The sequence below is a fragment of the Nocardia vaccinii NBRC 15922 genome, from assembly GCF_001613305.1.
Lineage (GTDB): Bacteria > Actinomycetota > Actinomycetes > Mycobacteriales > Mycobacteriaceae > Nocardia > Nocardia vaccinii.
The window spans coordinates 97,745-112,665 of the sequence record NZ_BDCC01000037.1 but is presented as its reverse complement, the minus strand read 5'-3'; the positions used below and the strand labels follow the sequence as shown (position 1 = coordinate 112,665).

The 14,921-nt window shown below is 69.1% G+C and carries 2 protein-coding genes; both read left to right on the top strand.

All coding sequences use genetic code 11. The features are described 5' to 3' along the window. Positions 1-211: 211 nt before the first annotated feature. Positions 212-13,909 (top strand): non-ribosomal peptide synthetase, encoded by a 13,698-nt coding sequence (locus NV1_RS24660; RefSeq protein WP_084525736.1) that lies wholly within the window; start codon positions 212-214, stop codon positions 13,907-13,909. Beyond that, positions 13,906-14,898, top strand: coding sequence for an ATP-binding cassette domain-containing protein (locus NV1_RS24655; RefSeq protein ID WP_067895825.1), 993 nt, complete (start codon positions 13,906-13,908; stop codon positions 14,896-14,898). Before NV1_RS24660 ends, NV1_RS24655 begins: the two co-directional genes overlap by 4 nt. The last annotated feature ends 23 nt before the right edge of the window (positions 14,899-14,921 follow it).

The following is a 14,921-nucleotide window of genomic DNA, read 5'->3' as shown; positions in this document are numbered from 1 at the left end:
CGCGGCAATCGCGAAGTTCGCGAGAAGATAGCTACCTAAAGGTCCTGTCCGCCAACGCTGTTCGAAATGGAACATTACGAGATCGCTACCGATCCGCGCGTCCCGACGCTCCGAATAGTAGGGCGTGGATCAGATCCCACGGTCGGCGCGTGCATGCCTGCCGTGGCGATGCTCGGGGAGTTGCGTCAACAGCGGCAGAACGGAGTGATTGATGAGGTCATTGGCCACCGATCGTGTAGACCAATGCTCTTCTGGCGAATTATCAGCACAACCCTTCGCTCTCTCGCCCGCACAGACCGCACTCTGGTACGCCCAGCGGATCCGCCCCGACATCCCGCTCACCATCGCCCAGTACGTCGAGATCCACGGTGGTCTGGATGTGGGCCGACTGCTGTACGCGATCGAGCGTTGCGGCGCCGAGACCCAGGTCGGGCAGGTGCGACTGGTCGAGATCGACGGTGTCCCGCAGCAGCTGATCGATCCCGCGCAACGGCCCGGCTGGGCCCGGATGGACCTACGGCACGAGACCGATCCGCACGCGGCGGCCCTGCGCTGGATGAACGACCATGCCAGCAGCCGGATCGACCCGGAACGCGATCCGCTGATGACCAATGTCGTGCTGCGCACCGGCGAACGCGACTACATCTGGTATTCCCGGGGGCACCACATCGTTATCGACGGCTACGGCGCGATGAACGCGGTCACCCGGACCGCCGAGATCTACACGGCCCTGGAGAATCGCACCGAGCCGGTGGCCTCCCGCGCCACATCGCTGGCCGAGATCTACGTGGGTGAGTCGAGTTACCGCGACACCGGCCGGTTCCGCTCGGATCGCGAGTACTGGCTCGAACAGCTCGCCGGTGCCGGCGCGCCCATGACCCTGTCCGCGTCCACGGCCACCGCACCGCGCTCGGATTCGGGCCGGCATCGCGCGACACATCGGCTCGGTCCCGAAGTCCAGTCGGAATTGGCGGCTGCCACAAGGGTTTTCGACACTCAGACCTCCACGATGTTCGTCGCCGCGCTGGCCTGCTACGTGCGCGCGATGACCGGTAATCAGGATGTGGTGCTGAGTCTGCCGGTGTCCGCGCGCACCACCGTGGCGCTGCGCCGCTCGGCGGGTGTGGTGTCCAATGTGGTGCCGATTCGTCTGCGTTTCGATGCCACCACCACCCTGCGCGATGTGGTGAAGGCGGCCGAATTGCAGATCACCGGCGCGCTGCGGCATCAGCGGTACCGCTGTGACGACATCCGCCGCGACTGCGGATATTCGCGGGATGCGCGCGGATTCTTCGGGCCGATGGTCAACATCATGCTGTTCCACAGCGAGCTGCGCCTCGGCAGTCTGACCGGCTCGCTGAACGTGCTGTCCACCGGTCCGGTGGAGGATCTGTCGATCAACGTCTACAACGGCACCGGCGACCGCATCCGCGTGGACTTCGAGGCGAATCCGCATCTGTACGACGTCGATGAGCTGGCGGTCCACCACGGCCGTTTCGTGGATTTCCTGGCCCGGCTGCTGATGGCCGATCCGGACGATGTCGTCGCCGAGGTGCCGGTCATCACCGATGTGGAGCGCGATCTGGTTCTGCGCCAATGGAATTCCACCGAGGTGCCGCAGTGGCCGGGCACGCTGTCCGAGTTGTTCGGCGAGCGGGCCGCGGCCCGCCCGGACGCGGTGGCGCTGGAATTCGGCAACGAGACGATGACCTACGCGCAGCTGCGCGAGCGGGCCGACCGGTTGGCCCGGATGCTGATTTCGCGTGGTGCGGGCCCGGATACGGTCATCGGCCTGGCTGTGCGGCGCAGTCTGGATCTGGTGATCGGCATGTACGCGATCGTGCGCGCCGGTGCGGCCTATCTGCCGATCGATCCCGATCATCCGGCCGAGCGCACCGCTGACATCCTCGAACAGGCGCGCCCAGTGTGCGTGCTGACTGCCGGTGCCGACAGCGTCGAGCTGCCCGAGAGTTCGGACCGGCTCGACATTCGCGCGACGGACCTGTCCGGGTTCTCCGGCGCGCCGATCACCGATGCTGACCGCCACACTCGGCTGCGTCCGGATCACCTGGCCTATGTGATCTTCACCTCCGGGTCCACCGGCCGCCCGAAGGGCGTGGGTGTCTCGCATGCCGCGATCGTGAACCGGCTGCGCTGGATGCAGCACGAATACCGGCTCGAAGACAGTGATGTGGTGCTGCAGAAGACACCCGCCACCTTCGATGTTTCGGTGTGGGAGTTCTTCTGGCCCTTGCAGATCGGCGCGCGGCTGGTGATCGCGGCCCCGGACGGGCATCGCGATCCGGTGTACCTGGCCCGGGTCATTGCCGAGAAGTCCGTGACCACAGCGCATTTCGTGCCGTCGATGCTGTCGGTCTTCGTCACCGACACCGAGGTCGGCGGGTGCACCGCGCTGCGGCGGGTGTTCTGCAGCGGCGAGGCGCTGCCCGCGGCGACCGTGCGCGATTTCCATGCGGCACTGGGGCATTCGGCTCCCGGTGCCCCGTCCGGGGACGATTCCCCGTGGCTGCACAATCTGTACGGCCCCACCGAGGCGGCGGTCGACGTGACGTCCTGGCCGTGCGCGGCGGAACAGGATTCCGTGCCGATCGGCGCGCCGATCTGGAACACCCGGGTGTACGTGCTGGACGAGCGGTTGCGGCCGGTCCCACCGGGCGTGGTGGGTGAGCTGTACCTGGCCGGCGTCCAGCTGGCGCGCGGCTATCTGGGGCGTGCCGGGCTGAGTGCGGTCCGGTTCGTCGCCAACCCGTTCAACCCGGGCGCGCGGATGTATCGCACGGGTGATCTGGTGCGCTGGCGGCCTGCCGACGGCGTGCTGGAATACCTGGGCCGCACCGACTTCCAGGTGAAGATCCGCGGACTGCGCATCGAACTCGGCGAGATCGAGGCGGCGCTGCTGGCCGCACCGGGTGTGGCGCGAGCGGTCTGCGTGGCGCACCGCACCCACGGCGGGGACGAACTCGTCGGATATGTGGTTGCCGCACCGGATTCCGACCCGGACGTCGCCGAGCTGACCCGCGTGCTGCACCGGACCCTGCCCGGATACATGGTGCCCGCCCATCTGATCGTGCTGGACGAAATGCCGTTGAGCGCCAACGGCAAGGTGGATCGCGCAGCCCTGCCCGTCCCCGCATCCGGTACGCAGCGCGGGGACGGGACGGTCACCGTACCGCGCACCGAAGCCGAGCGACGGATCGCCGCGATCTTCGAGGAGATTCTGGGCGTCGAGGACGTGGGCGTCGAGGACAGCTTCTTCGAGCTGGGCGGTAATTCGCTCTCGGCGGCCCGCGCGATCGCCCGGATCAACGCCGCGCTGGGCGCGGAACTGTCCATCCGCGATCTTTTCGAATCCGCTACGGTGGCCGCACTGGCCACTGGCCTGGATGATCGTTACCCGCTGTCCGCGCAACCCAAACTCGTCGCCGCCGAACGGCCGGAACGCATCCCGCTCTCGCTGGCTCAGCAGCGGCTGTGGATTCTGAACCGATTCGCCGAGCACGCCTCGGCATACAACATGCCGCTGGCCGTCGAATTGACCGGGACGGTGGACCTCGACGCGTTGCGCGCGGGCGTACTGGACGTCCTGGAACGGCACGAGAGCCTGCGCACCACCTTCCCCGATTCGCCGCAGGGGCCGCGCCAGCTCGTCCATCCGGCCGCGCAGATCCCGCTCGCCCTGGACGCGATCGACGCCGTCGGCGCGGACGTGCTGGCCCTGGCCGCCGAATACGCGGGGTACGGCTTCGATCTGCGCACCCAGGCGCCGTTCCGCATCGCGCTGTACCGCACCGGGCCGGATCGGTACGTATTCCTGGTGATCCTGCACCACATCTGCGGTGACGGCTGGTCGGTCGCGCCGCTGGCCCGGGATCTGATGACGGCTATCGCCGCTCGCACCGCCGGACACGCGCCGCGCTGGACTCCGCTGCCGGTACAGTACCCCGATTTCGCGCTGTGGCAGCGCGAACTGCTCGGTGACGAGGACGATCCGGCCAGTGCGCTGGGCCGACAGCTGAGCTACTGGCGCACCGCCCTGGCCGATCTGCCCGATCAGCTGGATCTGCCGCTGGACCGTCCGCGCCCGCAGCAGCGCACCACCGAGGGCGCCCGGGTCGCGGTGACGATCCCGGCCGAGGTCCGGAATGCGGTGGCCGCCCTGGCCACGGACCGCGGCGTGAGCATGTTCATGGTGTTGCACGCCTGCCTGGCCGTGCTGCTCTCGCGACTGTGCAACACCACCGATATCGCGATCGGCACACCGATCGCCGGACGTTCGGATCCGGCGCTGGACGATCTGGTCGGCATGTTCGTCAACACGCTTGTGCTGCGCACCGAGGTCGATCCGGCCGCGGGCTTCGATCACATGCTCGATCGCGTCCGGGAAACCGATCTGGACGCCTTCGCCAATGCGGATGTGCCCTTCGAACGGCTGGTGGAGGTCGTCAATCCGGCGCGCGATGCCGGACGGCACCCGCTGTTCCAGGTGATGCTCTCCTACGAGAACGATCCGGACCTGCGGATCAGCCTGCCGGATATGGACGCTCGCGTCCTGCCGATGGAATCCGGTGTCGCCAAATTCGATCTGCAGCTGACCGTGCAGGAGGGCGGTGATCCGTCCGACGGCCCGCTGCACGCCGAATTTGGTTATGCCACAGATGTATTCGACGAATCGACGGTGCGCACCATCGCGCGGCGGTTCGTCCGCCTGGTCACCGCGACGGTGACCACGCCCCGTGTGCCCGTGGGTGATCTGAACATCCTCGACGTGCGCGAGGCGGCCAAGCTGGTGCCCATCACGGGTGCACCGGCCGAATCGCCGATCACCCTGGCCCGCCTGCTCACCGAGACCGCCGAACGCGTGCCCGATGCCGTCGCGGTGCGCTACCTGGGCCGCGACACCACCTATCGGGAACTGGACGAGGCCTCGAACCGGCTGGCGCGCGTGCTGATCGGCTCCGGCGCCGGACCGGAAGTGGTCGTGGCGGTCGCACTGCCGCGCGGACTCGACGCGATCACCGCGATCTGGGCGGTCGCCAAGACGGGCGCGGCCTACGTGCCGATCGACCCGGGATATCCGGCCGAGCGGATCGCGCACATGCTCACCGATTCCGGCGCGATGCTGGGCCTGAGCGACGCCGAATCGCATGCCGCCCTGCCGGAGTGGCCGATGCGCCGGGGGCGGCACCGCAAACGGGATGTGGACTGGCTGCTGACCGGTTCCCCGGAGTTCGCCGCGGAGACGATGCGCCAGTCCGCTGCTCCGGTCACCGATACGGATCGGCATCAGCCACTGCGCGTGGCGCATCCGGCGTATCTGATCTACACCTCCGGATCCACCGGAACGCCCAAGGCCGTCGTGGTCACCCACGCGGGTCTGGCCAGCCTCGCCCACGAGCAGCGGCATCTGTTCGGCGTCACGGATTCGGCACGCACACTGCACTTCTCGTCGCCGTCCTTCGATGCGTCGGTGCTGGAACTGCTGCTCGGATTCGCCGCGGGCGCGACCATCGTGGTGGCCCCCGCCGGGCTCTACGGCGGATCCGAACTCGCCGCGCTGCTGCGCGCGGAGCGGGTGACCCACGCCTTCATCACCCCGGCCGCGCTCGCGACCGTGCCCAGCGAGGGGTTGGACGACCTCGAGGCGGTGATCGTCGGCGGCGACGCCTGCCCCGAGGAACTGGTGGGCGCCTGGACCGACCGGCATCGCATGCACAACATGTACGGCCCGTCGGAGGCGACCGTCGCCGCGACCGCCACCGGTCCGATGGTCGCGGGCCGGCCCGTGCCGATCGGCATGCCCGTGCGCGGAATGCGGTTGTTCGTCCTGGACAACCGGCTGCATCCGGTGCCGCCGGGCGTTCCGGGCGAGCTGTATCTGTCCGGGGCGGGTCTGGCCCGCGGCTATCTGGGGCGGCACGCGATGACCGCGCAGCGGTTCCCGGCCAATCCGCACGGCCGGCGCGGCGAACGCATGTACCGCACAGGCGATCTCGTGGTAGCCGATGCGAACGGGCAGCTGCGGTTCCTGGGCCGGGCGGACGATCAGGTGAAGATCCGTGGTTTCCGCATCGAATTGCGCGAGATCGACCACGCCCTGCGCACCCACGCCGGGGTGCGGTTCGCGCACACCATCGTGCACACCGGTGAGCACGGCACGATGCGGCTGGCCGCCTACATCACCGCCGACGGACCGATCGACGCCGCGGCCGTGCTGGACTCGGCGCGCCGGCACCTGCCCGGCTACATGGTTCCGGCCGCGATCGTCGTCATCGACGAGGTACCGGTGACGCCGTCCGGCAAGCTGGACCGAAAGGCGTTGCCGGAACCGGTTTTCGCCTCGGCGAGCGGCTCCCGCGCGCCCGAGCCCGGACTCGAGGAGCGGGTCGCGGAGGTCTTCGGAACGGTTCTCGGGCATCCCATGCCGGGTGCGGAGGACAGCTTCTTCGAGGTCGGCGGCAACTCGCTGCTGGCGACGCGGCTGTCCTCGGCGCTGTACGACGAATTCGGCGTCGATCTGCCCGTGCGGGCGGTCTTCGAGGCGCCGACGGTCGCCGATATGGCCGTGCGCCTGATCGAAACGCCCCGGACGCAGCGGACTGCGCTGGCTGCGCGTGACCCGCGTCCGGGACGTCTCCCCTTGTCGCTGCCGCAGCAGCGGGTCTGGTTCCTCAACCGCTATTCTCCCGAATCCAGCGCCTACAACATCGCATTCGTGATACGAATCGACGGCGATCCGGACATCGCCGCATTGCGGGCGGCGCTCACGGATCTGGTGGACCGGCACGAGGTGCTGCGCACGGTGTTCCCGGAGGATCGTTCCGGCGCATATCAGCTGATCCTCGACACGCACCGCTGCATGCCGGTGCTGGAGCCGATCGAGACCGATGAGGCGGACGCGGCCCTGGCGCTGCGGACTCTCGCGCAGCGCGGCTTCGACCTCAGTCGCGAGATCCCGGTGCGAATGACATTGCTGCGCACTGGTTCCCAGCAGTTCCGGCTCGGTATCGTGCTGCATCACATCGCCGCGGACGGCTGGTCGCTGATCCCGCTGACTCGCGATCTGGCCCTGGCCTATGCCGCGCGCTGTGGCGGATCGGCCCCGGCGTGGCAGCCGCTGCCGGTGCAGTACGCGGATTTCAGTCTGTGGCAACGCGATTGCCTCGGCGACGAGGACAACCCGGTCAGCCTGGCGGCCACCCAGCTGCGATTCTGGCGCGAGACGCTGGCGGGGCTGCCCGAGACCATGCCGCTGCCCTACGACCGGCCGCGGCCCGGACATCCCACCCAGCGCGCGGGCACGGTGCGCTTCCGCCTGCCCGAGCACGTCCACGAGGGCATCGACGAACTCGCCCGCGAACGCGGCGTCAGCCTGTTCATGGTGCTGCGCACGGCGCTGGCGGTGCTGCTGCGCTCGGTCACCGGTGGTCGCGACATCGTCATCGGTACACCGGTGGCCGGGCGGGCGGACACCCGGCTCGACGATCTGGTCGGCATGTTCGTCAACACCCTGGTGCTGCGTTCGCAGATCGACCCGGACCGCCGGTTCGTCGAGCAGCTGGCCGTGGATCGCGACGGTGAACTCGCGGCCATGGCGCATGCGGATCTGCCGTTCGAGCGGATCGTGGCCGAACTGCAGTCGCTCGGCGGTCGCGACGCGCACCTGCGCCCGCTGCTCCAAGTGGCCCTGACCGTGCAGGACGGCCCGATTCCCGCGCTGCGGCTACCGGGGCTGGCGCTGCGCGCGGAGGAACTCGACATCGCGCTGGCGAAGTTCGATCTGGAGTTGCGGGTCATGCCCGGCAGGTCCGCCGAAATGCCCGAGCGGCGCTTCGAATTCGTCTACGCCGCTGAGCTTTTCGATGAAGAGACGGTGCGGCTGCTGGCCGAGCGGCTGGGGTTGGTACTGGCCGCGATCTCCGCCGATCACCGAATCCGTGTGCGCGATATCGACGCTCGGACCGACTACGAACGCACCCGGCTGGCCCCGGCATACGGTCCGGTCGCCACTCCGCAGTGCAGTCTGGCGAACTATTTCGCGGTCACCGCACATCTGCATCCCGAACGCGTCGCGGTCCGCTCGGGGGAGACCGAGCTGACCTATGCGGAACTGGACGTCTACTCGAACCGCTTTGCGCGCGAACTCATCCGGCGCGGCATCGGCCCGGGCGACCGGGTGGCCCTCGGCCTGACCCGGTCCCTGGAGTCGGTGGCGGCGGTGCTCGCGGTCACCAAGGCCGGTGCGGCCTTCGTTCCGGTGGATCCGAACTACCCGACCGACCGGGTGCGCCATATGCTCACCGATTCCGGCTGCCGGTCGGGTGTGACGATCGGTGCGCACATCGGGCGGCTGCGTGAGGCCGGTGGCGGCGGCTGCGATACCGAATGGCTGCTGCTGGACGACCCGGACCAGCGGGCCGAGATCGAGGATCGAGATTCGGCAGCGATCAAGGACGCCGACCGGCTGCGCACCGCGTGGACCTCCGATCTGGCCTATCTGATCTACACCTCGGGATCCACCGGCATGCCGAAGGGCGTTGCCGTCACCCACAGCGGCCTGTCCAATTTCGCGGACGAGCTACGTGATCGGATGAAGGTCGACCGCGATTCGCGCACACTGCATTTCGCGTCGCCGAGCTTCGACGCGGCCGTCCTTGATCTGCTGCTGGCCGTCGGATCGGGCGCGACCATGGTGATCACCCCGCCCGATGTGTACGGCGGCGACGAGCTGGCCGCGCTGATGGACCGCGAGCGCATAACCCACACCTTCATGACCCCGGCGGCGCTGGCCACCATCGATCCCGAGCGCTGGGCACTGCCGCATCTGGCGGCGATCATGCTGGGCGGCGAGGCGCTGGGACCGGAGCTGGTGGACCGCTGGGGTGCGGATCGCATGGTGTTCAACGGTTATGGCCCGACCGAGACGACTATCGTCGCCACGATCGCCGGACCGCTGCGGCCCGGCATGCCGGTGCCGATCGGCACTCTGGTGCGCGGGGCTCGTGCCGTCGTCCTGGACGAGCGGCTGCGTCCGGTGCCGGTCGGAGTGCCCGGTGAGCTGTACCTCGGCGGTCACGGCGTATCGCGTGGGTACTTCGGCCGGTCCGCGCTCAGCGCGGCACGGTTCGTGGCCGACCCGTTCGGTCCCGCGGGTGCGCGGCTGTATCGCACCGGTGACGTGGTGCGCTGGAATGCCGAGGGCGAAATCGTCTACCTGGGCCGTGGCGACGACCAGGTCAAGGTGCGCGGATTCCGGATCGAGCTGGGCGAGATCACCGCGGCGCTGACCAGTCATCCCGCGATTCGCTTCGCGCACACCGAAGTTCGGGAGATCGCGGGAGCCAAGCGCATCGTGTCGTATGTGCTGCCCGCGGACGACGCGGTGACCGTGGACGTTCCGGCGGTGCGCGCGCACATGGCCGAACGTCTTCCAGCGCACATGGTTCCGGCCGGTCTGACGGTGTTGGACCGCATTCCGCTCACGCCGGTGGGCAAACTGGACCGGGCCGCGCTGCCCGAGCCCGAACCGGTGGCGACCCAGCAGCGTGAGCCGAGCACCGATGCCGAACGACTGGTCGCACAGGTGTTTTCGGAACTGGTCGGCGCGGAGACGATCGGCGCGGGCGACAACTTCTTCGATGTCGGCGGAAATTCACTGCTGGCAACGCAATTGGTGGCGCGCCTGGCCGCGGCGACCGGCACCCGGCTCGAGGTGCGATCGGTATTCGCGACCCCGACGGTGGCCGAATTGGCCGCCCGCCTCGACGGTCGCGGCCGGGTGAGCGACAACGCGCCCGTGCTGAGCCGGCGCAAGCGTCCGCAGCGGGTGCCGCTGTCGGCGGCGCAGCGGCGGTTGTGGTTCCTCAACCGGTTCAACGAGTCCGGGGGATCGGGTGATCGTTCCGGGGTGTACAACGTCCCGGCCGCGCTGCGACTGCGTGGCGCCCTGGACGTCGTCGCCATGCAGTCCGCGCTGAACGCGGTGCAGGCCCGGCACGAGACACTGCGGACGGTCTTCGGTGAACTCGAGGGCGAGCCGTTCCAGCGCGTGCTCGATCCGGCCGCGGCGCAGGTCGCGATCGGTATGAGCGAGGTCGCCGAGGGTGAGATCGACGAGGCGGTGCGGCGGCTGGCCGGGCCGGGATTCGATCTGGCGCACGCGGTTCCGCTGCGCGCGCATCTGCTGCGCGTCGCCGCCGACGACCACGTGCTGGTACTGGTGGTGCACCACATCGCGATGGACGGCTGGTCGCTCGGGCCGCTGGCCATGGACGTGGCGACCGCCTACCGTGCGCATCATGCCGGCCAGTCCCCGGACTGGGCCGAACTGGACGTTCAGTACGCGGATTACACACTGTGGCAACAGGAAACGCTCGGCAGCGAGGACGATCCGGATTCCGCGGTGAGTCGTCAGCTGGACTACTGGCGCACCGCACTGGACGGGCTGCCCGAACTGTTGCCCCTGCCCACCGATCGCCCGCGCCCGCCGGTGCCGAGTTATCGTGGCGGAACGGTCGAATGCGCGATCGACGCGCGTACCCACCGTGAACTGCGGGCGATGGCGAGCGAGCACGGCGTCACCATCTTCATGGTGCTGCACGCCGCGCTGGCGACGCTGCTGCACCGGATCACCGATGGCGACGACATCGCGATCGGCACGCCGATCGCCGGTCGTGGCGATCCGGCCCTGGACACGCTGATCGGCATGTTCGTGGGAACTCTGGTGTTGCGCACCGCGATCGATGGCGACGCCTCGTTCGCCGAGCTGCTGCGCGCGGTGCGCGAAACCGACCTGGAGGCGTTCGCCCAGGCCGACGTGCCGTTCGAGCGCCTGGTCGAGGTGCTCAATCCGGCCCGCTCGCAATCGCATCACCCGCTGTTCCAGGTCATGCTGTCGGTGCGGAACGAACCCGTGCGGGTGCTGGAACTGCCCGGTCTGCAGATCGAGGCGTGTGACGCTGATCCGGGCATCGCGAAGTTCGATCTGCAATTCACCCTCACCGAATCGCGGACCGCGGACCGGGAGCCCGAGGGCATCACCGTCGCGGTGAATTATGCCCGCGACCTGTTCGACGAGGCGACCGCGGCCCGGCTCGGCAACCGCCTGGCCCGGCTGTTGAGCGCGGCGGCGGCGAATCCGTCCACGCCCGTGGGCGACCTGGACTGGCTCGAACCCGGCGAATGGTCGAGTCTGGTGCCGGTGTGCGGCGCCATTGCGGGACGCCCGCTGACGCTGCCGGAGGTGTTCGCCGCCGCGGTGCGCGCCGATCCGCAGGGTGTCGCGCTGCGCGATGGCGGTACGCAGATCACCTACGACGCACTGGATTGCTGGACCAACCGGCTCGCGCGAGTGCTCGTCGAGCAGGGAGTGGGCCCGGAGACGCTGGTGGCGCTGGGCGTCGCGCGATCGGCCGAATCGGTGGCGGTCACGCTCGCGGTGGCCAAGGCCGGTGCGGCGTTCGTGCCGATCGATCCGGGCTACCCGGAATACCGCATCGCCCATATGCTTACCGATTCCGGTGCGGCACTGGGTATTACGCTTGCGGCGCATCGGGAGAACCTGCCCGACGGGGTGAGTTGGACGGTTCTGGACGCGCCCTCGTTCCGGCGTCGGGTGCTGAACACCTCGGACGCGCCCATCAGCGCGGCCGAACGCCGGGGCGAGTTGCGGACGGACCATCCGGCGTACGTGATCTACACCTCGGGCTCCACCGGTACCCCGAAGGGTGTCGTCGTCACGCACGGCGGACTGTCCAATTTCGCGGCCGAGACCGCGGAACGTTTCGAGGTCCGGCCCGGAGACCGCGTATTGCACTTTGCGACACCGAGTTTCGACGCGGCCATGTTGGATCTGCTGCTGGCGCTGGGCGGTGCGGCCACGCTGGTGATCACGCCCGCGGGCGTGTACGGCGGGGCCGAGCTCGGGCGGGTGCTGATCGAGGAACGCATCACGCACGCCTTCATCACCACTGCGGCCCTGGGCACGGTGGATCCGTCCGAGATCACTGAGATGCGTCACGTCCTGGTCGGCGGTGAGGCGCTGCCGCCCGAGCTGGTGACGCGCTGGAGCCGCGGCCGGAACCTGTACAACGTGTACGGCCCGACCGAGACCACCATCGTCACGCTCATCTCCCCGCCCACGGCCCCGGATATGCCGATCACCATCGGCGGCCCGATCCGCGGCGTGAACGCGGTCGTCCTGGATCGCCGCCTGCACCCCGCGCCGTGCGGCATCACCGGCGAGCTGTACCTGAGCGGTCCGGCGCTGGCCCGCGGCTATCTGGACCGACCGGGGCTGACCGCACAGCGCTTCGTGGCGAATCCGTACGGCAAGCCGGGTGAGCGGATGTACCGCACGGGCGATCTGGCGCGTTGGTGCGTCCACGGACGCCGCCGGGAGCTGGAATACGTCGGCCGCACCGACCATCAGGTCAAGATCCGTGGCTTCCGCATCGAACTCGGCGAGATCGACGCGGCGATGTCCCGGCACGCCGCAGTGGAGTTCTCGCTGACCGTCGGCCATCGGACCCCGGCCGGGGCCACCGCGCTGGTGTCCTATGTGAAGCCGCTCAACGCAACCGCGCCGACGGTGGCCGAGCTGACCGCACACCTGCGTGATCTGGTGCCGAATTACATGGTGCCGCAGTCGATCATGCTGCTGGACAGGGTGCCGCTGACCCCGGTCGGCAAGCTGGACCGGCGATTGCTGCCCGAGCCGGTCTTTGGGTCGGGGACCGGCTACCGGCCGCCGACCACTCCGGCCGAGCGCGCGTTGTGCACGGCCTTCGCCGAGGTGCTCGGCGTGGAGGCGGTCGGTGTGGACGACGGTTTCTTCGATCTGGGCGGCAACTCGCTGCTGGCCACGAAGGTCGTCGCGCAGCTGCGGTCCGCGGGGATCGAGATGCCGGTGCAGCTGATGTTCGGTGATTCCACGCCGGCGGCCATCGCGCAGCGGCTGGAGGCCGACGCCGGTGAGGTGCTGGCCGACGCCCTGCAACCGCTGCTGCCGATCCGATCCGCGGAGGCGGCCGCGCGCAGTGGCGCACGGGAGCAGACGCTCGCGGATGTCGCGGTCCCGGCCGGATCCGGTGCGGCGCCGCTGTTCTGCGTGCATCCGGCGATCGGGCTCGCGTGGTGCTACTCCGGGCTGCTCGCGCATCTGCCCGCCGATCGGCCGGTGTACGGCCTGCAGGCGCCGCACGTCACCGGCGCCGAATCCCGCACCAGCCTGGCGCAGACCGCGAAAGACTATGTGGCACAGATCAGATCGGTGCAGCCGGAGGGCCCGTACCAGCTGCTGGGCTGGTCGCTGGGCGGGCTCATCGCGCACGAGATGGCGGTGCAGTTGCAGGAGGCGGGGCAGCGGGTCGAGCTGCTGGCGATGATGGACAGCTACCGGCTCACCGACGAATGGCTCGATCAGGCCGTGCCCGGGATCGCCGACATCATCGGCGAATTCGGCAGCGACCTGCTCGGTGGCGACCATGCGATCGATCCGCGCCTGACGCTCGAGGACGCCGCGGAACTGCTGCGCAATCGACCCGGTCCGTTCGCCGCGCTCACGGTGGAGCACCTGCGTCGGCTCTACACCGGCTACGCCGCGGGCGCCGATCTGGCGCACGGCTTCCGGCCGCGGGTCTTCGACGGCGATCTGGTCTTCTTCACCGCCGCCGAGGACGAGATCAACCGGGCCGACCCGGCCCGCTGCGCACAGGCGTGGGAGCCGTATGTGACCGGTGCGATCCATGACCAGAAGGTGCGCTGCCGGCATTCGGGGATGACCAATCCGGAGGCCCTGGCCGTGATCGGTCCGGTATTGCGAGAACAGTTGGCCGACAAGGCTTTGCGTGCGAACGACGTACCAGCCGAAAACGTGGAGGAGATGCTGTGACCCTGGCGGTGGAGGTCGCCGGATTGGTGAAGAGATACGGCCGGGTGCGCGTTCTCGACGGAATCGACCTGGAGATCCCCAGCGGCACCGTGATGGGGCTGCTGGGACCGAACGGGGCCGGGAAGACCACGACGGTGCGTATCGTCACCACGCTGCTCAAGCCCACCGAGGGGTCGGTGCGGGTGGCGGGCGTCGATGTGCTGGGTGATCCCGCGCAAGCCCGCTCCCGCATCGGACTGTCCGGGCAGTACGCGGCCGTCGACGCGAATCTGTCCGGATTCGAGAATCTGCGCATGGTGGCGCGGCTGTACGGGATGTCGCACAAGCGAGCCGCCGCCCGCGCCACCGAACTGCTCTCGGCGTTGGGCCTGGATCATGCCGCGGACCGGCGGGCGGGCACGTATTCCGGCGGTATGGCGCGACGCCTGGATCTGGCGGGTGCGCTGCTGGCCCGGCCCGCGGTCGTCGTTCTGGACGAGCCGACCACGGGTCTGGATCCGCGCGGTCGCATGGACATGTGGCGCGTCATCGGCGAACTGGTCGACGACGGCACCACCGTCCTGCTGACCACGCAGTACCTGGAGGAGGCCGATCTGCTGGCCGATCGCATCACGGTGATCGACCGCGGCCGGGTGATCGCCCGCGGCTCGGCCGACGAACTGAAGACCTCCATCGGCGGCGACCGGCTCACCGTGACCCTGGCCTCCGGGCAGGACCCGCAGCAGGCGAAATCCGTACTGGCCGAGGTGGGGATCGGCGAGCCGACGCACGCGGCCGGTACGGACGAGGTGGCGATCGTGGTGGGTGACGGGTCGCGCACCATGGTCGAGGCGCTGCGCCGCCTGGACGACGCGGGCGTCTGCGTGGTCGACGCCGTCGTGCATCGCCCCAGTCTGGACGATGTGTTCCTGTCGCTGACCAGTGCGCCCAGCGCGCCCGAGGAGATATCCGAAACCGATGAGGACGTAGCAGAGGAGATCATGTCGTGAGTACCGTCGAATTCGCGCCGGCG